Annotated in this window: 25 protein-coding genes; 20 read left to right on the forward strand and 5 right to left on the reverse strand. The window is 42.9% G+C overall.

The annotated features are described in order from the left end of the window. The first annotated feature begins 134 nt into the window (after positions 1 to 134). From ACTNBR_RS10470 to ACTNBR_RS10555, 18 genes are all read left to right on the forward strand, one after another. The gene (locus tag ACTNBR_RS10470) at positions 135 to 1838 is read left to right on the forward strand and encodes a peptide ABC transporter substrate-binding protein (RefSeq protein ID WP_441018170.1); all 1704 of its coding nucleotides are present in this window, start codon (positions 135 to 137) and stop codon (positions 1836 to 1838) included. Between the two features lie 89 nt (positions 1839 to 1927). Continuing rightward, the gene (locus tag ACTNBR_RS10475; protein ID WP_441018168.1) at positions 1928 to 3043 is read left to right on the forward strand and encodes an amidohydrolase family protein; all 1116 of its coding nucleotides are present in this window, start codon (positions 1928 to 1930) and stop codon (positions 3041 to 3043) included. Beyond that, positions 3043 to 4191: an amidohydrolase family protein gene (locus ACTNBR_RS10480; RefSeq protein ID WP_441018166.1), complete on the forward strand. Its 1149-nt coding sequence runs from the start codon at positions 3043 to 3045 to the stop codon at positions 4189 to 4191. Before ACTNBR_RS10475 ends, ACTNBR_RS10480 begins: the two co-directional genes overlap by 1 nt. A 247-nt stretch (positions 4192 to 4438) precedes the next feature. Next, on the forward strand, positions 4439 to 4633 hold the full coding sequence (locus tag ACTNBR_RS10485; protein WP_441018164.1) for a hypothetical protein: 195 nt from the start codon (positions 4439 to 4441) through the stop codon (positions 4631 to 4633). Between the two features lie 52 nt (positions 4634 to 4685). Continuing rightward, entirely contained in the window at positions 4686 to 4904 is a 219-nt protein-coding gene (locus tag ACTNBR_RS10490; protein ID WP_441018162.1) for a hypothetical protein, read from the forward strand. After that, entirely contained in the window at positions 4883 to 5416 is a 534-nt protein-coding gene (locus tag ACTNBR_RS10495) for a P1 family peptidase (protein WP_441018160.1), read from the forward strand. The genes ACTNBR_RS10490 and ACTNBR_RS10495 overlap by 22 nt, the downstream gene beginning before the upstream one ends. Positions 5417 to 5555: 139 nt before the next feature. Next, positions 5556 to 7604 carry a glycoside hydrolase family 31 protein gene (locus ACTNBR_RS10500; RefSeq protein ID WP_441018158.1) on the forward strand — a complete coding sequence of 683 codons (2049 nt, stop codon included), beginning with the start codon at positions 5556 to 5558 and terminating at the stop codon, positions 7602 to 7604. Positions 7605 to 7820: 216 nt separating this feature from the next. Further along, complete coding sequence (locus ACTNBR_RS10505; protein WP_427819574.1) at positions 7821 to 8639, forward strand: pyridoxamine kinase; 819 nt, start codon at positions 7821 to 7823, stop codon at positions 8637 to 8639. Beyond that, positions 8639 to 8911 (forward strand): TIGR04076 family protein, encoded by a 273-nt coding sequence (locus tag ACTNBR_RS10510; RefSeq protein ID WP_441018156.1) that lies wholly within the window; start codon positions 8639 to 8641, stop codon positions 8909 to 8911. Before ACTNBR_RS10505 ends, ACTNBR_RS10510 begins: the two co-directional genes overlap by 1 nt. A 14-nt stretch (positions 8912 to 8925) precedes the next feature. Continuing rightward, positions 8926 to 9882, forward strand: a complete 957-nt coding sequence (locus tag ACTNBR_RS10515) for a carbohydrate kinase family protein (protein WP_427819577.1) — start codon at positions 8926 to 8928, stop codon at positions 9880 to 9882. Between the two features lie 340 nt (positions 9883 to 10222). Continuing rightward, a complete protein-coding gene (locus tag ACTNBR_RS10520) occupies positions 10223 to 11245 on the forward strand; it encodes a LacI family DNA-binding transcriptional regulator (RefSeq protein WP_441018176.1) in 1023 nt (340 codons plus the stop codon). 106 nt (positions 11246 to 11351) lie between these two features. Continuing rightward, on the forward strand, positions 11352 to 11987 hold the full coding sequence (gene deoC, locus ACTNBR_RS10525; RefSeq protein WP_441018154.1) for a deoxyribose-phosphate aldolase: 636 nt from the start codon (positions 11352 to 11354) through the stop codon (positions 11985 to 11987). An 11-nt stretch (positions 11988 to 11998) separates the two neighbouring features. Beyond that, a complete protein-coding gene (gene rbsK / locus ACTNBR_RS10530) occupies positions 11999 to 12919 on the forward strand; it encodes a ribokinase (RefSeq protein WP_441018152.1) in 921 nt (306 codons plus the stop codon). A gap of 11 nt (positions 12920 to 12930) precedes the next feature. After that, positions 12931 to 13329: a D-ribose pyranase gene (gene rbsD, locus ACTNBR_RS10535; protein ID WP_441018150.1), complete on the forward strand. Its 399-nt coding sequence runs from the start codon at positions 12931 to 12933 to the stop codon at positions 13327 to 13329. Positions 13330 to 13347: 18 nt separating this feature from the next. Then, positions 13348 to 14850, forward strand: a complete 1503-nt coding sequence (locus ACTNBR_RS10540) for a sugar ABC transporter ATP-binding protein (RefSeq protein ID WP_441018148.1) — start codon at positions 13348 to 13350, stop codon at positions 14848 to 14850. Beyond that, the gene (locus ACTNBR_RS10545; RefSeq protein WP_441018146.1) at positions 14843 to 15805 is read left to right on the forward strand and encodes an ABC transporter permease; all 963 of its coding nucleotides are present in this window, start codon (positions 14843 to 14845) and stop codon (positions 15803 to 15805) included. Before ACTNBR_RS10540 ends, ACTNBR_RS10545 begins: the two co-directional genes overlap by 8 nt. A gap of 61 nt (positions 15806 to 15866) precedes the next feature. Continuing rightward, a complete protein-coding gene (locus ACTNBR_RS10550; protein WP_441018144.1) occupies positions 15867 to 16832 on the forward strand; it encodes a substrate-binding domain-containing protein in 966 nt (321 codons plus the stop codon). Positions 16833 to 17009: 177 nt separating this feature from the next. Then, complete coding sequence (locus ACTNBR_RS10555) at positions 17010 to 17381, forward strand: transposase (protein ID WP_441042706.1); 372 nt, start codon at positions 17010 to 17012, stop codon at positions 17379 to 17381. Positions 17382 to 17452: 71 nt separating this feature from the next. Here the strand turns inward: ACTNBR_RS10555 and ACTNBR_RS10560 are convergent, their stop codons facing one another. Genes ACTNBR_RS10560 through ACTNBR_RS10580 form a run of 5 tightly spaced genes read right to left on the reverse strand, consistent with a single transcriptional unit; the run spans position 17453 to position 22980 of the window. Next, positions 17453 to 18259 carry a Cof-type HAD-IIB family hydrolase gene (locus ACTNBR_RS10560; protein WP_441018142.1) on the reverse strand — a complete coding sequence of 269 codons (807 nt, stop codon included), beginning with the start codon at positions 18257 to 18259 and terminating at the stop codon, positions 17453 to 17455. Positions 18260 to 18263: 4 nt separating this feature from the next. Continuing rightward, positions 18264 to 19643 (reverse strand): UDP-N-acetylmuramoyl-tripeptide--D-alanyl-D-alanine ligase, encoded by a 1380-nt coding sequence (locus ACTNBR_RS10565; RefSeq protein ID WP_441018140.1) that lies wholly within the window; start codon positions 19641 to 19643, stop codon positions 18264 to 18266. Positions 19644 to 19659: 16 nt separating this feature from the next. Beyond that, on the reverse strand, positions 19660 to 20715 hold the full coding sequence (locus ACTNBR_RS10570) for a D-alanine--D-alanine ligase family protein (protein WP_441018138.1): 1056 nt from the start codon (positions 20713 to 20715) through the stop codon (positions 19660 to 19662). 45 nt (positions 20716 to 20760) lie between these two features. Continuing rightward, a complete protein-coding gene (locus tag ACTNBR_RS10575; protein ID WP_427807647.1) occupies positions 20761 to 22215 on the reverse strand; it encodes a nicotinate phosphoribosyltransferase in 1455 nt (484 codons plus the stop codon). Positions 22216 to 22245: 30 nt separating this feature from the next. After that, complete coding sequence (locus ACTNBR_RS10580) at positions 22246 to 22980, reverse strand: lysophospholipid acyltransferase family protein (protein WP_427807645.1); 735 nt, start codon at positions 22978 to 22980, stop codon at positions 22246 to 22248. Between the two features lie 209 nt (positions 22981 to 23189). Between ACTNBR_RS10580 and ACTNBR_RS10585 the strand changes: the two genes are divergently transcribed. Together ACTNBR_RS10585 and ACTNBR_RS10590 are read left to right on the forward strand one after the other, a co-directional pair. Further along, on the forward strand, positions 23190 to 23612 hold the full coding sequence (locus ACTNBR_RS10585) for a protease complex subunit PrcB family protein (RefSeq protein WP_441029823.1): 423 nt from the start codon (positions 23190 to 23192) through the stop codon (positions 23610 to 23612). Between the two features lie 3 nt (positions 23613 to 23615). Further along, complete coding sequence (locus ACTNBR_RS10590; protein ID WP_441018136.1) at positions 23616 to 25175, forward strand: DUF3794 and LysM peptidoglycan-binding domain-containing protein; 1560 nt, start codon at positions 23616 to 23618, stop codon at positions 25173 to 25175. Position 25176 lies beyond the last annotated feature (1 nt).

Genomic DNA, 25176 nt, shown 5'->3' on the forward strand with positions numbered 1-25176 from the left:
ACATTATACCAGAAAAAGGGAGGTCAATGCTCTTTTTATTTGCATTCTCCCATAAAATCAAGGTTTTTATTGAATTTTGGGACAAAAAAACAGGTAGTTTTTGACACTACCCTATACCGTAAGGAGGGAAAAACATGAAAAAGAGAACAAGAATGCTTGCAGGACTTCTTGCAGCAGTGCTCGTAGTCGGATCTATGGTCGGCTGCGGCGGAGGAGAAAAGAAGGAATCCAGTGGTGGAGAAGGCGGAAGTACCGGATCAGGCCAGGTATTTACCTACAGTACTAACAGCGTTGTAGTTGGTCTTAATCCGATCATGAATACGACTGCACCGGATAATGAAGCACACAATATTCTTTGTGAGCCACTGGTAAGAAAGGTAACAAAAGAAAACAATACTTATGATGTGATTCCTGCAGCAGCAGAAAAGTGGGATGTAAGCGAAGACGGTATGACTTATACATTCCATCTTCGTGAAGGAATGAAATGGAGTGATGGAGAGCCATTTACAGCAAAAGATTATGAATATACTCTGAAGTTGATGGCAAATCCAGACACAGCAGCAGTAAATGCATGGTTATTCGACGGCATTATCCAGAATTTTGGTGAAGCACTTTACAGCAATGGCAAGACAGCTGATGAGATTGCGGTAAAGGCAATTGATGATACAACACTGGAAATCACAATTACACATCCGGCATCTTATTTTGTAGAATTACTTGCAGACCTCTTCCCTGTAAGACAGGACAAATATGAAGAGTGGGGTGAGACTTATGGATCATCTGCAGATAAGACTGTTTACAGTGGACCGTTTATGGTGGAATCATGGAGCCAGAATACAGAGCTTGTTGCGGTGAAGAACCCGAACAACTGGAATGCAGAAAACATCAAGCTGGATAAAATAGTACAGAAAGTTATCCAGGAATCTGCAACAGCAGTACAGGCATTTATCAATGGCGAAATCGATGTAGTATCTACATCTGATGCGAACTGGGGCAAGATGATCAATGAAGCAGGTAATGCAACAGAGAACATCGTTCCGAACAGTGCTCCGGAATTCTTAATGTTCAACCTGTCAAATGAATATCTTTCTAACACAAAGATTCGTCAGGCACTTTCAGTTGCATTTGACCGTCAGGAATTTGTTGATACACTTCGTGATGGAAAAGCGCTTCCGATTTACTCTATGATGCCAGACACAATGAGGGTTGGGGATACACCGTATACAGAAATGGTTGATGGACAGAACTATTTTGTAAAAGAACTGCAGGCAGAAAATCCGGATCCGAAGAAGCTTCTTGAGGAAGGTCTTGCAGAACTTGGAAAACCGGCAGATCCGTCACAGGTAACGATTCGTTATGCGAGCCGTGGAACGACAGAACTTTCTAAGAAGATGGCTGAATGGTATAAACAGATCTGGGAATCAACACTTGGAATCAATGTACAGATCGACATGATGGAATGGAACATCATGTGGGAAAAAATTGATGCCGGCGATTATGATATCGCAGTAGGCGGATGGGGACCATATTATAATGAACCAAGTGCTCTTCTTTCTCTGTTTGATCCGGTAAATGGATACTTCAACAGTTCTAAGACTGGATGGGATAATGAAGATTCAGCTAAATTCAAAGAGCTTTGCGATACAGCAACCAATACGGTTGATGATAAAGAAAAAGCACAGCTGTATCTGGAGGCAGAAAGACTGCTTGTAGAAAATGCAATTATTGCTCCTGAATATCTGGAAGAAAGCCCGACATACGTAGCAAACTATGTAAAGAATTACAATGTATCTACAAATGGACATATTAACTGGGCAGAGGTATCAGTAGAAAAATAACAGGATGTTTTCTGGCATCCGATAGATGTGGGGAACAATCTTTTGGTTGTTCCCCATTTTTTGAAAGTACGAGAGGAGATGAAAGTAAAATGTACCTGATTAAAAATGGAACAGTGCATGTTGGAAATGGAGAAGTCCTCGTGGATTGTGATATACTTGTTGATGGAAAGAGAATCCGAAAAATCGGAAGCGGTCTTGAAGAAGCAGGAGCAGAGATCATTGATGCATCCGGCTGTGAAGTATTTCCGGGATTTATTGACCCGGTATCGGCAGTAGGCGGAATGGGGATGCCTTCCCGCCATCTGGATAACGATGAACATTCCGATCCGATTACACCGGAAATGAATCTGAAATACAGTATTGATCCGGATGAGGTGAATGCTCAGGAATTTTACAGAAGCGGAATTACCACGATCGGGGTTGCGCCGGCGAACAGTAATGTGATGGGCGGACAGATCGCTGTGTGCAAGACCGCACCGCAGAAAATGAAAGAACGTATCGTGAAAGAACATGCAGGACTTAAATGCAGTGTAACGGGAAGTGTTAAGGAAACTTATGGGAAGAACAGTCAGGTCCCGATGACAAAAATGGGAATTTTCTTCCTCCTTCAGGAAGCACTTCGCACGGCACGCGCGACAGAAAAGGAAAAGAGAACTGAAAAACAGAACGTGATCTGCAGCGTATTTGATGAGCAGAGCATGCAGGTATTTGTAGCAGCTTCTACAAAAAATGAGATTGACGGAATTCTTCACATGATGAAGGACGAAAAAGTACAGATCAATCTGGTAGACGGATTCTGTTTTGAAGATTCACTGAAAGAAATCAAAGAACAGAAAGTAGGAATTATCCTGGGGAATGTGAACAATATGTCCCAGATTGCAAAGAACAGAATGGATCTGAGTAAATTGAAGGATCTGGTTGAGAATGGGAACCGGATTGCATTTACGAATTCATGCGGTGGATATTCAGAAGGACGGGAAGTGTTCATCTGGTCTGCAATTGAAGCGTACAGAGCCGGAATTTCAGCTGAGGATGTTGTGAAGATGATGACGATTTATCCTGCGCAGATGCTGGGGGCAGAAGACCGTATCGGTACGCTGGAAGAAGGAAAAGATGCGGATATTTCTATTTTTACCGGACATCCGGTTACAACTTACGCGGCGAAAGTTGTGCATAGTATCGTAAATGGGGAGGTGATTTTCTAATGAGCAGAACACTGATTAAAGGCGGAATCCTGCATACTATGATTGACGGGCAGGAAAGTTTTCAGGGAGATATCCTGGTGGAGAACGGAAAGATTCTGGAAGTGGCTCCGGAAATTCAGGCAGCAGATGCTAATGTGATCGAAGCTTGTGGATGCCATGTTATGCCGGGACTTTTTGATGCACATACACACATCGGGCTTTTTGATTTTAATCATGATAAAGCAGTGGATGATGCAAATGAGATGACCAATCCGGTATCAGCAGCGATGGATGCCCGTTACGGTATGAATCCGCAGGCACGGGAACTCAAAGTGGCTTATGAACATGGAATCACATCCATGTTATTTACGCCGGGAAGCGGAGATGTATTTTGCGGACAGCCGTTTGTGGCAAAGACTTATGGAAATAATATTTTTGATATGACGGTAAAAGCGCCGGCAGCAGTAAAGATCGCACTTGGCGGAAATCCGAAAAATACGTTTGGAGACTTGAACCGTCTGCCGATGACGAGAATGGGTGTGGCAAATGTTCTTTGGGATACCTTCCGCAAGGCAAAAGACTATCTTGAAAAGCAGGAAAAAGGCGAAGAGCAGGAATATGATGCAAATATGGAAGCAATCATACCGGCACTTCGGGGAGAAATTCCTTGTAAAATCCACTGTACACAGTACGATATGCTGACGGCGATCGAGGTTGCAACCGCATATGGCGTACGGTTTTCACTGGAGCATGCATGGGGAGCCACCGATTATTTGGATGAGATCGTAGAGAGTGGATGTGATATTTGCTATGGCCCAATCGCGACCTACCGTGCGGCTGGGGAACGCCGTAAAATTGATGTGGAAGCGGTGAAAATGCTGGATGATCGCGGAGTGAATGTTGCACTTATTACGGATTCTCCGATCCTGAGTGAAGAGTCTTTGTATCATCACATGGGCGAAGCGGTCAGAGAAGGTGTGGAACCGGAGCGTGTCCTTCGCATGGTAACGATCAATCCGGTCAGACAGCTCGGTCTGGAAGATCGTTTAGGCAGCCTGGAAGCAGGAAAAGATGCGGATATCATCGTGGTCAAAGGAAGACTGGGACTGGATACCGATGCAAAAGTACAGGTGACCATGATCGACGGAGAAGTTGTATATACAGCCTAGAAAAATACTTTTGACAAAATAATTTTTTTCTTTTATACTTGTGTTATCGAAGCAGCGCAAGCGTAAGTCCGGATATAAAATGGATTTACGCCTGCGCTTTTTTGATGCAATATATCAGAAAATGAGCGCTTGTCTCGTTTTGTATGCAAATAATAACAGAGTTCAGGAGGAAATATGAATCATCAAAAACAGAATAAGATGGCTGTAATGTCAATGGGATCCCTTGCATTTACAAGAGATTTTCAGCATGTTAAAATATAGAAGTCAGAAAGAACAGATGATGAATTTTGTTAAAAAGCATGAGAATTATTTTGCTACATTAACGGAGAAATTGCTCAAAGATTCCAGGATTGATGATCTTGGCAGGGCAACGAGTGATTTGAAATTCAGAAATGCATTATATAAGGAATATCACATTAATAGAGAGATGGATTTGAAGTAGATAAGTGAAGCGTTTACATTCCGAGAAAATGGCAGATTAAGGAGGATTTAATATGAGCCAGTGGAAGGAAATAAGTCTTAACAGTATAAAAAATATACGCATCGGCCATGCGCAGGATGAAGAACATGGCACGGGATGCAGTGTTATTATTTGTGATAAAAAAGCACCTTGCGGCGTGGATGTGCGAGCGGGAAAGTGCGTCCTGATGCTGCGATGGGTTACGCGGCCTGTTTGGACAGTGAGAAAAATATGGAGCGTAATGGAAATGTAGGTGCCGGAATGGGCGCCACTGTCGGTAAGATTCATGGGGATAAATTTGCCATGAAGTCCGGACTTGGATGCTATTGCCTGAAGGTTGGAAGCCTTCAGGTGGGAGCGATCGTTGTCGTGAACGCAATCGGAGATGTGTTTGAAATGGATTCCCAGAAACAGCTTGCAGGGCTTCTCAACAGCAAAAAAGACGGAATGATTTCCAGCGAGGAGGAAATGGTAAAACTGCTTCAGATTGCAAGTAAGTTCGCGTTTAACACTTCTATTGGCGCTGTTATTACGAATGCAGGGCTTGATAAAGCAGAGATGAATAAAGTGGCGGCCATGGCAAGCAACGGACTTGCCCGGACCATTCGCCCGGTGAATACTTCTATGGATGGGGGATTCCATCTATGCGCTTTCGGTCGGAAAAGTAAAATCAAATCCGGACGTTGTAGGAACGCTGGCGGCGCATGTGGTTGGGAAAGCGGTAAACCGTGCGGTTCTGGAGGCGGAAGAAAAATATGGGTATAAGGCGGCAAGAAGTCTGAAATTGTAGAAAAAGGATAATATTGTGTTATTTTTAGAACGAATAATACAAGAAATCGTCCTATGTGCCGTGTATAATGAATGTAGATTAAATGATGAGCTGTCATTTCAGGAGGGAAAGAACATGATCAGGAAATATATATTCGGAGAGCCGATTGAGACGGGAGCGGTTGTGATGGAGCTTCCGGAATGCGAGCAGGGGATTACGGTGATGGATCTGGAAGTGAAAGATGATATGGTCCGACTCAGCTGCAGAATGGATGAAGAAGATATTGTGTATGGACTTGGCGAACAGGTGCGCGGCATCAACAAAAGAGGATTTTCTTATGTCAGCGATGCCACGGATGATCCGGTACATACGGAAAATAAGCATTCTTTATATGGTGTGCATAATTTTATGATCTTATGCAGAGAGAATCGTGCAGAAAAGAAAGAAAAATCTTTCGGTATTTTTGTGGATGATCCGGGAAAAGTTGTATTTGATGTAGGGGAAACACATCTGGATGAGCTTGTGATCACGGCAGAAGAAAATTGTGTAATCTATGTCATTGAAGGTGAAAACCTGAAGGATATTGTGAAACAGTTCCGTAAACTGATCGGGCAAAGTTATGTTGCTCCGAAGTGGGCTTTTGGCTATCAGCAGTCACGGTGGGGTTATCAAAGCGAAAGTGACATTCGGAAAGTTGTAGAAGGACATCGTGAAAACGGAATTCCGCTGGATGCAGTATATCTTGATATCGACTATATGGAAAGATTTAAAGATTTTACGGTAGACACGGAAAAGTTTCCTGATTTTGAGGGATTTACCTCTGAGATGAAATCAGAGGGAGTACATCTTGTGCCGATCATCGATGCCGGCGTAAAAATTGAGAAAGACTATCCGATTTACGAAGAAGGTGTGAAGGAAAATTATTTCTGCAAGGATGAGAATGGAAAAGATTTTGTGGCAGCAGTATGGCCTGGAAAAGTACATTTTCCGGATGTTCTGAACTCAAAAGCCAGAGAATGGTTCGGCGGAAAATACAGATGGCTGATGGAACAGGGAATCGAAGGGTTCTGGAATGATATGAATGAACCGGCTATTTTCTATTCGGAAGACCGGATTAAGAAGGTGTTCGAAGAGCTGATCTCCATGAAGGATGAAAATCTGGATATTTATTCATTTTTCCATCTCAAAGATTTGGTTACAGGATTGTCCAACAGCCCGGAAGACTACCGGAGCTTCTACCATAATATGGATGGCAAATGGATCTGTCATGAGAAGGTGCATAACCTTTATGGATTCAATATGACAAGAGCGGCAGCGGAAGCATTTGACAAAATTGCTCCGGAAAAGAGAACGTTGTTATTCTCGCGTTCTTCCTATATCGGAATGCACCGTTACGGCGGAATCTGGACCGGCGACAACAATTCCTGGTGGAGTCAGATCCTGACAAGTATGCAGCAGATGCCGGCACTGAACATGATCGGTATCCTGTACACCGGCTCCGACATCGGAGGGTTTGGAAGTGATACGACAGAAGATCTGGTCATGCGCTGGCTGGAATTCGGCATGTTTACACCACTGATGCGAAATCACGCGGCACTTGGAACAAGAGAACAGGAAGTTTACCAGTTTGACAGAATTCCGGAATTCCGGAATATCATCCGTATCCGGTACAGCCTGGTTCCGTATCTTTACAGTGAATATATGAAGGCTGTACTGAGCGATGAGATGTATTTCAGACCGCTGTCATTTGACTATCCGGAAGATTCACAGGCTTATCGTGTGGAAGACCAGCTTCTGGTCGGTGACAGCATCATGATTGCTCCGGTCTATACGCAGAATGCAAAGGGACGTTATGTATACCTGCCGGAAGAAATGCTGATGGTGCGTATGAAGTCACCGGAAGACAGAACCAGTCAGGTTCTGGGAAAGGGACATCATTATGTGGATGTTGCGCTGGATGAGGTCGTTATTTTTGTAAAGAAAAATCATATGCTTCCGTTTGCGGTTCTTGATGAAAATGTAAAATCCGTTTCCGACGTGGATGAAAATCGTCTGGAATGGATTGGATTTGCGGATGAGTATGCGGAGTATGTGCTCTATACGGACGATGGAATTTCCAAAGAGTATATACCACAGGAAGAGTGGAAATTAGTAAGACGGTCAAAAGAAGAATTATCAAGATAAAGAAACAGGCTTTATTCTTTCCGAAAGGAAGGAGTGAAGCCTGTTTTAGGAACCTGACGCTTGCACTGAGCGGAAATGTATTTTATAATCTAGGTATATGAATGATGATAGGATTTCGAGAGCACAAAGCGCGGAGAAATCCGTGTATCATAGGGGGCGAAATACCTTTTGATCCCTACATCATATGAATTTAGGCAAAAGGAGAGGCGGACAGTTATGAGTAAACAGATTTTACTGATCAATGATATGGCCGGATACGGTAAAGTTGCTTTATCTGCAATGATACCGGTACTTTCCCACATGCGTCATCATATTTATAATCTTCCGACCGCGTTGGTGTCAAATACCCTTGACTACGGAAAATTTGATATACTGGAAACGACGGATTACATGGAGCATACCATGAAGATCTGGGATGAACTGGGATTTTCTTTTGATGCGGTATCTACCGGATTTATCGTATCGGAAAGGCAGGCAAAGCTTGTGGCAGAATTCTGCAGACAGCAGAGCAGGAAAGGAACGAGAATCTTTGTGGATCCGATCATGGGGGACGAAGGAAAGCTTTATAACGGCGTGACGGAGCAGACCATATCCCATATGAAGGAACTGGTAAAGGTGGCAGATTATATCGTGCCGAATTATACAGAAGCAGCATGTCTTGCCGGGGAGCAGTATAAAGAAGATGGCATGACGCTAGAGGAAGCGGATTGTCTGATTGAGAAGCTGCTTGCCCAGGGAGCTCATTCGATTGTGGTTACAAGTGCGGTGGTCGATCACAAGGAAGCGGTGATCGTATATGATTATCAGACGAAGGAAAGAAGTATTCGTCCATTTACCAGCATTCCGGTACGCTTCCCGGGCACGGGAGATATTTTCTCCTCCGTGTTTATGGGGAAATTATTAGAAGGAAAAACGCTGATTGAAAGTACCGAGAAAGCAATGGATGCCACAAAAGCATTGATTTCCATGAATCAAAACAATGAGGACAAATTTAAAGGAATTCCGATTGAAAGCTGTCTGGAGGTATTGGACTGATGGGAAGACCAAAAATAAAAATAACATTGATAGACCGAAAAGGTCCTAAAGGATGCCATCGAGGACACCAGATCGGAGAAAGCTTTGATTTTGACACCCAGAGAGGGGAACTGTGTCCGATGGCGATGCATGTTGCATTTCCATATGTTGATATTCTGCGGTATGGCGGAGAAATACCCGGGCAGGAGAAAGGGACGGCTGTGTTTGCCTGTCCGGATGTGGATACGCTGAACGTATTTAAAATAGAGCGCATCACGGAAAAAGAAATTTAAGGAGGAGAAAAATCATGGAAAAAGAATTTGACGTAATTGCACTGGGAGAATTGTTGATCGATTTCACGATGAATGGAAAGAGTGAACAGGGAAATAATCTGTTTGAGGCGAATCCGGGTGGAGCACCTTGCAACGTTCTGGCAATACTGCGTAAGCTTGGGAAGAAGACAGCATTCATCGGCAAAGTAGGGGATGACCAGTTTGGCCGTCTGCTTCGGGAAACAATCGAAGAGGCAGGGATTAATTCTGACAACTTATTAGTTGACAAAGAAATCAATACAACACTTGCGTTTGTACATACTTTCCCGGATGGCGATAGAGAATTCTCATTTTACCGGAAACCGGGAGCAGATATGATGTTGAAGAAAGAGGAAATTGACGAGGAAGCGATTGCCAAAGCAAGAATCTTCCACTTCGGAACACTTTCCATGACACATGACGATGTAAGAGAAGCAACCAAGAAAGCAGTAGAACTTGCGAAAAAGAACGGACTTCTTATTTCACTGGATCCGAATCTTCGCCCGCCGCTGTGGAGTTCACTTGACTTGGCTAAAGAACAGATCCTGGCTGCAATGGAACACTGCGATATTCTGAAGATTTCTGATAATGAAATTCAGTTTATTACAGGAGTAGAGGATTATGACGAAGGAATTCAGATCATCCGTGACCGCTTCCAGATTCCACTGGTATGCCTGACATTAGGAAAAGACGGAAGCCGCGCATATTATAAAGATCTTCGCGTCGAAGTTCCGGGATTTGCTCAGGAACATGTAGCTGACACCACAGGAGCCGGAGATACCTTCTGTGGAAGCGTTCTGAACTATGTGCTGGAACATGGCATCGAAGATTTGAGCGAAGAGAATCTGAAAGAGATGCTGACTTTTGCAAATGCGGCCGCTTCTCTGATTACCACCAAGAAAGGTGCGATTCGTTCTATGCCTGAAAAAGAAGAGATTGAAGCAATGATATAGGGACGTTCCTTTTGCCACGATGCCAGGGCTTTTGACCCCGGCATCTTGCCACGAGCAGCGCCCATTGGCCTTTTTACATTAATTCTATTATAGGCGTCCCGGTTCTTGAACTGAACCGAGGCGCCTTTTGTGGAATCATTGAACAATTTATTGTAAAGCTACCTTTGATCTCGGTATTAGGATAAACCCCTCTGATTTGTTGTATATAATGCATAAAAAAGCACAAAGAAAAATGTGTATTATAACAGAATGCATAAAAAACTATTTACAAAAAATGAAAAGAGTGATAATATCAGGATACAAGATATGTAAACGTTTACCTAATGAAGTGGATAAATATATGAATATTAAAGACATTGCCAAATTAGCAGGTGTATCAACTGCAACAGTATCCAGAGTTATTAATAATTCCGGTTATGTGAAAGAAGAAACAAAAAAGAGAATAACAGATATTATTAAAGAGAATGATTATGTTCCCAACGCAATTGCAAGAAGCTTATGCATGCAAAATACGTTTAATATTGGTGTGATTGTTCCGGATATTAGCAATGAATTTTTTGCGGAAGTTATTAGAGGAATAACAGAGACAGTTGAAGAAAATGCTTTAAATGTTCTTCTATTTAATACTGACGAGCAAGAAAGCAGAGAGCATTCATATTTGAAGATAGCAGAGAGTGAAAGACTTAAAGGAATTATTATAGCACCGGTTTCTGCCAAAGACAAGGTAAGCAGAAAAGAGCTTTTGCGGTTGGAGAAGGCAGGGGTTCCAATTGTTTTGCTGGATCGAGATATGGAGGGAGTAGAACTTGATGGAGTGTTTGCTGATAATTTTCACGGAGCATATGACGGTGTAAAAGCTTTAATTCAAGAAGGACATGAGAAGATTGCGATTATAACAGGTCCTGTGACATCGCTTCCGGGACGAGAGCGGTTGAGAGGTTATAAAGAAGCTTTAAAATCATTTGAAATACCGATTCGAGAAGAATATATAGTTTCTGGTGATTTTAAAATAGATAAAGCATATGTGTCAACAAAAGAGTTATTGTCTTTAGATGAAAAACCAACTGCGATTTTTACGGTTAATAACTTAACATCATTGGGATGCCTGAAATATATTACAGAACAAGGACTGATACCTGGAAAAGACATAGCTGTACTAGGATATGATAGCATTACAACACTAAATGCGATTGCGTATCCATTTTCGGCAGTAGAGCGTGATGCCAGAAGACAGGGAAGAGAGGCTGTTCGGCTACTTTTACAGAAGCTTACAGCTGGAAATGAAAATGGAATGAAACAGGTAAGAAAAGTTGTCATTCCATATAAAATTCAACTCAGAGGTTCAGAAAAATATGTAAAATAATTACATATTTTTCTTTCCCAAAAAAATGTAAACGTGTACATATTTTTTTGCAACGATATGTAAACGTTTACTTAATAAAAAATAAGGTAGATAAAGGAGAATAAAAATGAGTATTGCAAAAATGATTGATCACACAATGTTAAAAGCTGACGCAAGTGAGAAAACTATTTTACGGTATTGTAGGGAAGCAAAGGAATATGGTTTTGCATCTATTTGTGTCAATACCTGTTTTGTGCCATTAGTTGCTAAAGAATTAAAGGGGTCTGGTGTAAAAACATGTTGTGTAGTAGGTTTTCCGTTAGGAGCTATGTCCACATCGGCCAAAGCTTTTGAAGCAAAACAGGCAGTTGCTGATGGAGCAGAAGAAGTTGATATGGTTATTAATATTGGAGCCATGAAAGATGCAAGATTTGATTTTGTGAAAAAAGATATTGAAGCAGTAGTAGAGGCATCAAAACCTGCAATTGTAAAGGTGATTATTGAAACTTGTTTACTGACAGATGAAGAAAAAGTAAAAGCCTGTGAACTTTCAGTGGAAGCCGGCGCTGCATTTGTAAAAACATCGACAGGTTTTTCTACAGGGGGCGCTACAGTTGCGGATGTGAAATTGATGAAAGAAACAGTAGGTGATAGGGCAAAGGTAAAAGCAAGTGGCGGAATTCGCACTCCGGAAGATGCAAAGGCATTAATCGAAGCAGGAGCTGATCGAATCGGAGCAGGTAATGGAATTGTTTTATTATAGGAGAATCAGAAATGAGTAAAGTAACAGTATTTGGAAGTTTTGTTGTTGATTTGATGGGAAGAACGCCACACTTGCCAGTGCCGGGTGAAACTGTAAAAGGAAGTATTTTTAAAATGGGCCCCGGAGGAAAAGGGTTTAATCAGGGGGTTGCTGCACATAAAGCAGGCGCAGACGTAACGATGGTAACAAAGCTTGGAAAAGATGCATTTGCAAATGTTGCACTGGACGCAATGAACGAGCTGGGAATGAAAAAGGATAAAGTTTTTATCACGGATGAAAAGGAAACCGGATGTGCGCTGATAATGGTTGATGAGAATAGCAGTCAGAATGAAATCGTTGTTATTCTTGGTGCATGCAATACGATTACAGATGAAGAAGTAGAATCATTGACTGACGAATTGAAAGAATCTGAGTATTTACTTACACAGCTTGAGACCAATGTATCAGCAGTGGAGAAAATCGTGGATATGGCAGTAGAGAATAACGTAAAAGTAATTCTTAATACGGCTCCGGTTCAGCCGATTAGTGACGAAGTGTTAAAAAAAGTTTACTTAATTACTCCGAATGAAGTTGAAGCAGAAATCCTTACAGGAATTCCGGTTGATGGGAAGGAAAATGCAGATCGAGCGGCAGACTGGTTCTTTGCTAAAGGAGTACAGAACGTTTTGATCACACTTGGCGGACGAGGCGTGTATATCGCAACACCGGAAAAGAGGGAAATTATTCCGGCATACAAAGTGAAGGCAATTGATACGACAGGAGCCGGAGATGCATTTAATGGAGGTCTGGTAGCGGCGTTAGCGGAAGGCAAAGATATTTGGGAAGCTGCAAGATTTGCAAATGCGCTGGCGGCTGTAGCGGTACAGAGACTTGGAACAACACCGGCAATGCCAACCAGAGAAGAAATTGAAGATTTTATTAATAACAATTAGGAGGTAAGAAGATGTTAAAGAGTGGAATTTTTCATCCGCAGCTTTGCAGGGTACTGGCGGAGTTAAGGCATAAAGATATGATTGTGATTGGCGATGCGGGTCTGCCGATTCCGAAGGGAGTAGAGAGGGTAGATCTGGGATGGAAAGAAGGAAGTCCGGGATATCTGGAAGTACTGGAAGAAATCTTAAAAGCAATTGTGGTTGAAAAAGCTGTATTTGCAGATGAGGCGCTGGAAGTAACACCAGAATTCCATAAAAAAGCTTTGGCGCTTTTGCCAGAAAATCTTCCATTAGAATATGTGCCGCATACTGAACTGAAAAAAAGAAGTGAAGATGCAAAAGCAATTGTCCTGACAGGAGAGTTTACGGGATATACAAATGTGATTCTCGTATGTGGCTGTGCATACTAAACAGGAAAGAGGAAGAGTATGGAAGGAAAAGTTGTTTTAAAATTAGATTCCATCGTAAAAACATTTCCGGGTGTAAGAGCACTTGATGGTGTTAAGCTGGATATTATTGAAGGAGAAGTACATGCATTGTGCGGAGAAAACGGAGCAGGTAAATCTACGCTTATGAAAATTATTGCAGGTGCACAACCTTATACATCCGGGCATATTTATATCGATGGAAAAGAAGTGGCATTCCGAAATACCAGAGAAGCTGAAGAAAAAGGAATTGCTATGATTTACCAGGAATTTAATATGGTAACAGAGTTATCTGTTGCAGAAAATATGTATTTGGGCCGATTACCAAAAAATTCATTTGGAAAAGTAGACTGGAAAAAGCTTTATAAGGATGCGCAGGATGAGTTGGATTCGCTGGGATTGAGAATTAATGCAAAAATGAAAGTAAAGAATCTATCTGTAGCGGAATCTCAGATGGTTGAAATTGCAAAATGCCTTACCATTGGAGCCAAAATTATCATTATGGATGAACCTACGGCAGCTTTGGCAGAAGAAGAAATAAAGATTCTTTTTCATATTATCGATGATTTGAAGAAGAAAGGAATTGCTATTATCTATATCTCACATAGAATGGATGAAATCTTTGAGATATCAGACCGACTTACTGTATTCCGAGATGGAAAATATGTAGCTACTAAGAATATTGAAGATACCAATTATGACGAAGTAGTTGCGCTTATGGTAGGCCGTAGTGTAGATAATTTGTACCCGAAGCGTGATTATAAGCAGCAAGAAGTTGTTTTTGAAGCAAAACATATGAAAAGCAGGGGTGTAAATGATGTGAGTATTGCACTTCATAAAGGTGAAATTTTAGGAATAACAGGCTTGCTTGGATCGGGAACAATAGAATTGTCAAAAATCATTTACGGTGCACTTCCGAAAGAGGGCGGAGAAATCTATATACATGGAGAGCAAAGAGATTGTTCTACACCGAGGAAGGCATTGGAGGCAGGAATCGGTTTCGTTTCGGATGACCGTAAACAGGAAGGGCTTGTTTTAATACGAAGCATCAAAGAAAACATTTCCATGTCATCGTTGAAAAAGCTTACTAAGGGTATTCGTTTAGATAAGAAGCAAGAAAGCAGCAATATTGGAAAGGAGATCCAGAAGTTAAATATTAAACTGAGTTCTCCGGAACAACTTGTAGGAAAGCTGAGCGGAGGAAATCAGCAGAAGGTTGTTTTTGCAAAAGTTCTTGAAGCAGAACCGGAAATTCTGATTTTGGATGAACCGACGCGTGGTGTTGACGTAGGGGCAAAAGCAGAAATCTACCAGATTATGGATGAACTTACAAAAGAAGGAAAAAGCATCATTATTATTTCTACAGATCTTCCTGAGTTGATTGGAGTAAGTGACAGAGTTGTTGTTATGAGGGAAGGAAGAACAGTATTAGAGATATCAAAAGATGAGATGAGTCAAGAAGTTATTCTTGCTCAGGCATCGGGAGGAGTAAACGAAGATGAATAATGAAAGAAAGAAAAAGCTTATAAATCAGATTAACATTTATCGTTCTGTCTTAATTTTGATTGTAATCTGTATATTTGCAAGTATTTTGTCAAGCAGTTTCTTAAGTGTATCAAACCTGTTTAATGTTGTAAAGCAGATTACAGTTGCCGGTATTGTAGGATGTGGTATGACATTTGTTATTTTAACGGGTGGAATTGATTTGTCGGTAGGCTCTATTGTTGGATTGGCAGGGGCGATTGCAGCAGGAATTCTGGTATCTACTGAGAATGTTTTCCTTGCAATTCTTGCGGCACTGGGTATTGGAATTGTGTGCGGAGCAATCAATGGATTTTTTGTGGCACAATGTGAAATCCCACCATTTATTGCAACACTTGGTATGATGACACTTTTAAGAGGATGTGTACTTGTATATACAAAGGGTGCACCAATTGCTATAAAGGTAGATGCATATAAGTTTATTGGAAAAGGAACGATTTTAGGAATCCCTGTACCAATTTTACTTCTGGTTATATTATATTTAATTGCTCATTATATTTTGACTCAGACTGGTTTCGGAAGAAGTATTTATGCATTAGGCGGAAATAAAGAAGCGGCAAGGTTGTCTGGTATCAGAGTAAAATACAGTGAGTGGATAGTCTATATTTTTAACGGTTTGATGAGTGGTATAGCAGCGATTGTTTTAACTGCCAGACTTGGCTCAGCACAGTCTACGAGTGGGGAAGGAATTGAGATGGATGCCATTGCGGCAGTTATTTTAGGCGGAACAAGCCTTAGCGGCGGCACTGGGTTTGTATTACCGACTGTTATCGGTGCAATGATCATGGGTATTATTGATAATATTCTCACCCTAATGAATGTTAACCCACATGCAACAAACATTGTAAAAGGAGCAGTCGTACTGTTGGCAGTAATGGTAGATAAGAAGGTGAAGGACTTATCTGCAAAAGCTGAGTAATATTAGAATTTTATTGCGAAGCAATAAAAAATATACATCCATAAAAGGAAGGAGAAAAAATATGAAAAAAAGAGTAATTGCAGCTTTATTAGTAGTTGCTATGACAGCAAGCATGCTGTTAGGATGCGGAGCAGGAGAAACAAAAAAAGAGGAGTCAACTTCTGAAGAAAAGAAAGATGGTTATACGATTGGATTGGCGATGAATACTCAGACAAATCCATTCTTTGTAACTGTAAAAGAAGGATGCCAGAAAGCAGCGGATGAGTATGGAATTGAACTTATTGTAACAGATGCACAGGATGATCCGGCAATTCAGCAGAAAGACATTGAGAACTTAATTACAAAGAAACCTGATGCGATTATCATTGATACTTGTGATTCAGATGCAATTGTTTCTTCTGTAGAAGCTTGTAACGAAGCTGGAATTCCAGTGTTTACAATGGACAGAGAAGCAAATGGCGGCGAAGTTGTTTCTCACATTGGATACGATGCAATTAAATCAGGTAAACTTGCAGGACAGTTCCTTGTTGATGAACTTGGTGGTAAAGGTAAAATTGTAGAACTTCAGGGTATCATTGGTACAAATGTTGCTCAGAACCGATCAAAAGGATTTAATGAAGTTATGGATGCAAATCCTGATATGGAAATCGTTGCTTGCCAGGTGGCAGACTTTGATCGTGCGAAGGCTATGAGCGTTATGGAAAATATCCTTCAGGCAAATCCGGAAATTGACGGATTATATGCTGCAAATGATGAAATGCTTTTAGGTGCATTAGAGGCGATTGAAGCAGCAGGAAGAACTGATAAAATTGTAAAATGTGGTTGTGATGCACTTGATGAAACAATGGACGATATTAGAAACGGAAGTGTTGAAGGAACAATTGCTGAGCCTCCATTCTTCCTTGGAAAAGCTATTGTAGAAGCAGCATATAAGTATCTGCAAGGTGAGACACCTGAAAAGACAGTTATTCTTGATAATCAGTTAGTGACAAAAGACAATGTTGATAGCATTGTGACAAAAGAGTAATGACGATCAGTTGCATTAATTTTAATAAAGGCGTCCCGGTTCTTGAATTGAACCGGGACGCCTTTTATGGAGCTATTGAACACTTTATTAATGCTTTTGCCACGACCAGGCCAATGGGCGCTGCTCGTGGCAAGATGCTGGGGTCAAAAGGTATTTCCAACTAATTAAATAACTACTATTGATGAAAAACCTTTTGCTGTTTTATATAGTGATAAAGCTTCACGGCCAAACACTCCTGTTAACGTAATCATCGGAGCATGCATCATCAAAGAATTGTTTGATTACTCTGACGATGAGTTGGTTGAAGGCCTTATGCTTGATTTACGTTTACAGTATGCACTCCATACTACAAGCTTTACTGAACAGCCTCTGAGTGATAAAACACTGAGCCGTTTTCGCCGTAGATGTTATGATTATGAACAAACTCACGGAGTTGATTTATACAAAGCTGCCATCCAAAACTATAATAAAGAAATCGCCAAAATGATGGAGCTTGATGGCAAGATTCGTCGAATGGACTCCTTGATGATTAATTCAAACATGCAATAGCAACAAAAAGCAAAAAAGGGACGTTCGATGCCAGGGCTTTTGACCCCAGCATCGTGGCAAAAGAAACGTCCCTAAAGAAATTGTTCGATTACATATAACACGCCGTCTTCATCGTTGGAGCGTGTGATAAAGTCTGCTTTTTCGAGGACTGGGGGATGTGCGTTCTGCATGGCAACGCCGAGTCCGGCATATTCGATCATCGTTATATCATTATACCCGTCACCGCAGCAGATCATTTCATCTGCAGTCAGGCCGATGCTGTTGAGGAGATGCTGGAGTGAGTATGCTTTATCGATGTTCTGCGGCATGATCTCGAGAAAAAATGGATCGGAACAGTAAATGTTCAGATAGCCGCGGAAGTAAGCGTTCATCTCTTTACGTGCCTTTTCGATGTCCTCCGGCTCTCCGGTGAGAAGAAACTTGTTATTGGAGAAGGAGGAGATCTCTTCCGGAAAAGTAGATGTCTGGTGAATCGGCATATGGTTGATCCGGGATTCCAGCTCGGTATATTTGTTTAGATTCAACCCGGAAATCAGTTTATCGGAACCGTATGCAAGGATATCGACCGGATAATGGGAAGCGATTTCGTAAATCGGCTGGATGGAATCTGCCGGAAGTGCTTTGTTGTAAATAATCTGTCCGGAACGGCAGTCGGTGATCCGAGCGCCGTTAAAAGAAAGAATATAGCTTCCATAGCGTTCCAGATGAAGCTCTCTGGCAAGTGGTTCTACTCCATAGGTAGGGCGTCCGGATGCCAGGACAACTTTTTTACCGTTCTCCTGAATCCGGATCAACGCCTCCAAGGTAGGAGGCGTGATTTTTTTCTCTGAGTTGGTCAGGGTGCCGTCTAAATCCAGTACAAGAATCTGATAGTTCATCGTTTTACCTCAGTTTCATTTCTTTCAGTGCCGAAACGATTTCCGGGAATTCCATGCTGTGGGATGCTTTTACAAGAATCGTATCCCCTTTCTGAATGACATTCTGGATTTTTTCAAGGAATTCCTGCCGTGTTTCGAAATAGAGTACTACACTTTGCGTAGCATGTGCCTTTGCACCGCTGTAAGCATGACGGGAAAGTTCGCCGATACAGCAGATGATGTCAATCTGCTTTTCGGCGGCGTAGGAACCGGTGTTGTAGTGAAGTTCGCATTCGTTTGGACCCAGTTCAAACATATCGCCCATGATGGCAACTTTTCTTCCGGAAGCGGTTGCAAGTACGTCTAGTGAGCTTTTCATGGAGATTGGATTCGCATTATAACAGTCATCAATGATGAGCAGGGAATCGGTCTCAATCAGATTGGTTCTTCCGGAAATGGTCTTTAAGGATTCGATTCCGGACTTGATTTCCTCCGGTGTAAGTCCAAGTGCGAGTCCGGTGCAGGCTGCGGCAAGGGCGTTGTATATCATGTGTTCGCCCGGAACCGGGATATGTACACGGATGGAACCGGCGGACAGGTGCAGAATACAATTTGTTCCGCGAAGTCCGAGGTTCTCAATCTCATCGGCGTAAGCATTTCTTTCCGGGGAAAGTCCAAAGAAAACGGGAGACTTTCCCTGTACAGAAGAAACAGTGCAAAGCTTGTCATCGTCACCGTTCAGGATGACACATGCATTTGGTTTCAAATGATCGAACACTTCGGTTTTTGCTTTCAGAATTCCGTCACGGCTGCCCAGGTTTTCCATGTGTGCCAGTCCGATGTTGGTGATGACGCAGATATCCGGCTGGCTGATCGATGCGAGGCGGTGCATTTCGCCGAAATGATCGATCCCCATTTCCAGAACGGCAACCTCGTGTTCCTCGCGGATGTTGAAAATGGTCAGCGGGAGTCCGATCTCATTATTAAAGTTACCTTCTGTTTTTAACACGTTATATTTCTGAGAAAGAACAGAGGCAATGGTTTCCTTGGTGCTGGTCTTGCCCACACTTCCGGTGATTCCTACAACTTTGATATCCAGTGCGTTTCGGTAGAAGGCAGCGATATCTTTCAGCGCCTGTTCACAGGAATCTACAAGAATATACGGATGCGGTCCGTCTTCCAGAGGATGTTCGGCAAGAGTAACGAGAGCTCCGTTTTCCATTACCTGCGGGATAAAAGTATGACCGTCCACTTTTGCACCTTTGATCGGCACGAACAGATAGCCCGGCTTTATTTTACGGCTGTCAATTGCTACTCCCTGAATCTCCTGTTCGAGAAAAGGGACATTTCCATGGAATGTGCCATGACAGGCTTCGGTAACATTCTGTATTGTCATATGTTTCATAAGTCATTCCTCTTTCTTAACGGTATCTTGCATCCAGAGATTTCTCAATGATCAATTCGCACAGCTCACCGTAGCTGATTCCAACAGCAGCGGCTTCTTTCGGGAGAAGGCTGGCGGCGGTCATACCCGGCAGTGTGTTGACTTCCAGACAATAGATATTTCCGTCTTCGTCCAGAAGAAAATCGGCACGGGAATAGACGTTCAGCTTGAGAGCGCGGAATGCCCGCTCGGTCGCCTTCATCATTTTAGCGGCAACCTCGTCCGGGATATTGGCAGGACAGATCTCTTCAGAACCGCCGGCCTGGTATTTATTGGCGTAATCAAAGAACCCGCTCTTCGGGATGATCTCAATGACCGGAAGTGCCTTGCCGTCAATGATTCCGCAGGCAAATTCGCGGCCGCGGATATATTTCTCAATAATAACACAGGTCTCGTTCTGGAAGGATTTTTCAATGGCATCTCGATATTCCTCTTCCGTATGGCAAATGTAAACACCGATACTGGAACCGCCGGAACATGGTTTTACAACAACCGGAAGAGAGAGCCCGAATTCGGATAACGGTTTATCTTTGGATTTCTTATACAGCCAGGTCCCTTCCGGAGTCGGGATGTGGTTCAGTTGGAAGATCTGTTTGGTCACACTCTTGTCCATGGCGAGTGCATTTCCAAGAGAGTCAGGACCGGTGTAACGGATGCCCAGAATATCAAAAGCTGCCTGAAGACGGCCATCCTCGCCCACACCGCCGTGAAGTCCGAGGAAGGAGATGTCTGCCATACGGCAGAGTTCAATGACATTCGGTCCAAGGAAACAGTCGGATTTATCTTCACGGGAAGCTTTGACCGCTTCAATGTCAGGCTCCGTCGTGCTGATATTTTCGGCGATGCCCAGGTTTCCGTCCGGAAGATCGAAAACGTCTTCCAGATTCTCAGGTGCATCAGGAAGTCCCAGAAAGACATCCAGAAGGATTGCTTTGTGCCCGCGTTCGCGCAGGGTGCGGCAAATGCCGGCGCCGGAACATAAGGAAACGTCACGTTCGGTGCTGAGCCCTCCGGCTAAAACGATAATTTTCATGATATAGTCACTCCTTTGAACAGTCAGTAATTTCTTTTAAGTTGGTTAGTCAGTCACACTCATTTTGTCAAGCAGTTCTTTCTTGACTGCATACAGCCGGTCTGACAAATCCACATAAACATTGTGTGGATAGAAGAGACGTTTTGTCTCATCCCAGAGGGTGTCTTTCTCCTTGCGACAGTATGCGGCAATTTCTTTGACACTCGGAGAATCGTAGACGCATGCTCCGTTGATGAAAATAGGAACCATCATTTCACGAACCGTATAGGTGCCGCCTTTGAGCTTTGTCTTTTTCCAGGTCTCGACAGGGTCGAAAAGGAGAAGATCCTTGGAAGTATCGATGGTCTCATCGGCAAAACAGATCAGGTCAGCTTTGATCTTGCCGTTTTCTTTCTCATAAATACGGAAAATCGTTTTATTTCCCGGGTTGGTAATTTTCTCGGTATTTTCAGAAAGCTTGATCTTCGGTATAAATTCACCGTCCTTATTCTGAATGGCGGCAAGCTTGTATACGCCACCGAAGGACGGGCAGTCTTTGGAGGTGATCAGATTGGTTCCGACACCCCAAGAATCGATGGCCGCACCCTGAATCTTGAGATCGTGGATCAGATATTCATCCAGATCGTTGGATGCACAGATCGTTGCTTCAGGATGACCGGCTTCATCTAACATTTTACGTGCCTTTTTGGAGAGGTATGCCAGGTCTCCGCTGTCCAGTCGGATTCCGATCTTCATCGGGCTCACTCCGGCGGCTTTCATTTCATCAAATACACGGATCGCATTCGGGACACCGGATTTCAGGGTGTCGTAGGTATCTACCAGAAGTGTGCAGCAGTTCGGATACATTTCCGCATAAGTTTTAAATGCAGTATATTCATCCGGAAAGCTCATGATCCAGCTGTGCGCATGCGTGCCCATAACAGGCACATCAAACATCTGACCGGTGAGAACGTTGGAAGTTCCGACACAGCCCGCGATCATCGCCGCACGTGCACCGTAGATTCCCGCATCCGGCCCCTGGGCACGGCGAAGCCCGAATTCCATGACACCGCCGTCTCCGGCAGCAAATACAATACGGGAGGTTTTCGTTGCAATCAGGGACTGATGGTTAATGATGTTCAGGATCGCAGTTTCCACAAGCTGAGCTTCCATGATCGGAGCGATTACCTTGAGAAGCGGCTCCTTCGGGAAGATTACGCTGCCTTCCGGAATCGCATAAATGCTTCCGGTAAAATGATAACCGCTTAAATACTGCAGAAAGTCTTCTGAGAAAATCCCCAGTTTGCGAAGATAATCCACATCGTCATAACTGAAGTTCAGATTCTTAATATACTCAATGACCTGTTCCAGCCCGGCTGCGATCGAATAGCCGGAATTACAGGGATTGTTGCGAAAAAAAACATCGAAGACAACGACTTCGTTCTCCTGTCTTTCAAAATAGCCCTGCATCATGGTCAGTTCATACAGGTCGGTCAATAGTGTCAGGTTTCTACTGTTCATATCCATTACCTCTTTTCCTTGTCTTTGAAGTTAGACTAATTTGGCATTTCGGTTGATTGTTTCCTGAATGATGTTCTGACAATATTTACCGAGATGCTTTTTTGTATCCTTATCCAGTTCATTTGGATAAATGGGTTTCCCGTATTCCAGAACAACATGTGTTTTTTTAATACGGGGAAAATGATTTTCAAAAATTTCAGCGGTGTTGTTCATGCTTATCGGAACAATGGCACAGCCTGTCTTTTCAGCAATTTTGAAGGAACCGTCATGGAAAGGAAGCATACTTAATTCTTCCCCTTTATTACGAGTACCTTCCGGGAAAATGCAGATTGAAATTCCTTTTTTGACATAGTCGATTGCCTGAAGGATCGTTTTGAGCCCTTCTTTTATATTATCTCTGTCAAGGAACAGGCAGTAGAGATACCGCATCCATGTGGAAAGAAGCGGAATATTCTCCATTTCTTTTTTGGCAACATAGCCGGTCAGACGGCGACAGCGCGAATAAGTCAGAAGAATATCAAAAAAGCTTCTGTGATTTCCGATAAAAAGTACCGGTTCGTCAGGAACGTTTTCTTCGCCGATGACTGTGACTTTAACGCCTGTCATCTTTAAAATGACTTTGAATCCCCACTGGACGATGCGCAGTGAGCTGAGATCGCGTGCTTCCCGGTTAAATTTTCCGATGATCCATTCAATCAGAAAAACGGGAATGGATAAGATTAAATAAAGAATCAAAAAAATTGCTACGCACAAGAAACGTATCATTTGTGGAATCCTCTCTTTCTGGGATGGATGATGGTGGCTGCCAAGGTCCTGCAGTATCATGCAAGCATGACCAAAGTGCTTGGGGTTCCGGGCTACCACGGATTGATCCTGCAACCTAGTATCTTTACATTATACTATCCGAGGAATGAAAATACAAGAAAGATAATATGATATTAGGGAGATTGGAAATTGAACGTGGGAGTCGAGTTGTGGCGGGCAGGGTTGGTGTGATGGTATGTTTGTTAATGCTTGGTCTGTGTGCGGGATGTTCGATTGAGAGAAAAGAGAGGGAAGGAATGGAGAAATTGGAATTTGCCATTGTGGAAGAGGATGACATACCGGATGAAATGAAGGCATTGATTGAAGCGAAAAAAGAGGAACCGTTCCGACTGACCTGGGGCGATGGCGAGTACCTCTATATAGGACAGGGATACGGAGAGAAAACAACCGGGGGGTATCAGATTCTGGTTGATAGATGTCAGGAGACGGAAAATGCTATTTATATTCATACGACACTGCAGGGACCGGCGCAAGGCGAGAAAGTCAGTGAAAAGCCTTCTTTTCCATATGTGGTGATTCAAGTGGACTGGGAGGAGAAACATGTTGTATTTCAGGAAAACAAGGAGGAATAGGATATGGAATTAATTAAGAAGCGAATAAGGACAAATATTTTGGGCAAAACAGTGGTGGATCAATTTACAATCGATGATGATTTTAACGTACCGGATAGTAAAAATGATGTTGGAAGAGTGATCTACGGAGAAGGAAGACTGAAGATAGAAGAGGTCAGAAAAGTAGAAAATTATCTGCGTGTTGCGGGAAAATTATATTTCCGTGTACTTTACGCGGCAGATACGGGAGAGATGCAGCTGTCTTCTCTGGAAGGGAGAATCCCGTTTGAGGAAATGATTTATATGGAAGAAGAAGGGCAGGGGGACTATATCGTTCAGCCTTCCAGAGTTGAGTTTATGGCATCGGTGATCCATTCACGGAAGTTGTCAGTCAAGGCTGTAGCGGAGCTTTCGGTACATACAGAGTGTGTGACGGATGAAGAGACGACGATCGATGTGGAAGAAGAAGGAAACTTATATAAGAAAATGCGTCCGCTGGAATTGCTCCAGCTGCATACCAGTAAGAGGGATGTCTACCGCATCAAAGAGGAAATCACCATTCCCGGAACGAAAGAGAATATCGGTACGTTGCTGTGGACGGACACCGCACTGAGAAAACTGGATACGAAATTATCTCAGGATGCGCTGATTCTTGACGGGGATCTGCAGATCTTCTGCTTTTATGAATCTCAGGAAAGCAAGCTGGACTGGGTGGAGCAGACGGTATCATTTGAGGGCAGAGTGGAATGCATGGGGGCAGATGAAAGCCTCTATCATCATGTATATGCCGATCTTTCAGATGTGGGTGTGGAAATGCGGATGGACGAAGATGGAGAGATGCGTGCACTTGGAATTGAGGCCGCGCTGGAGCTTCGGATCTTGATTTATGAGGAAGAAAAAACGGCGATACTGGAAGACGTATACTCTTTAGAACAGGAATGCATTCCGGAACGCAGAGAGACTGTTTATGAGGAACTGATCCTGCAAAATCAGTCCAGGTGCAAGATCAATGAACGCCTGAATCTGCCGGAACTGGAAGATGAAATTCTGCAGATCTGCCACAGCAGCGGAACGATGCAGGTAGAACACATGGAAGTGGTCCCGGACGGGGTACAGATTGAAGGAATCCTGCATGTAAATTTTCTTTATGTAAAAGCGAATGATCTGGTTCCGTTTGATATGTGGCAGGGAATGGTCCCGTTTTCCTATTTGCTTGAGGGTGGAAAAACATGCCCGGATCTGCGTTATGACATTACCTGCAGGATGGAGCAGCTTGCGATCGATCTTTCCGGAAATGACGAGGTGGAAATCAAGTCAGTCCTGAGCTTCAACAGTTTCCTTAGACGTCCGGTAAAAACGGATGTCATCACTGCACTTGCATTTCAGCCATTCGATGAAGTGCGTATGGGAAAACGTCCCGGAATCACAGGATATATTGTAAAAAAAGGTGATGATCTGTGGAGCCTTGCGAAGCGTTATTACACGACCAAAGAGGGGATTATGGAAATCAATGAAATGACCTCTGAAACACTAAAAGAAGGTCAAAAAATATTGATTTTTAAGGAAAATATGAGTATACTATAAG

The organism is Bariatricus sp. HCP28S3_F11, from assembly GCF_052065395.1.
Classification (GTDB): Bacteria; Bacillota; Clostridia; order Lachnospirales; family Lachnospiraceae; genus Allocoprococcus.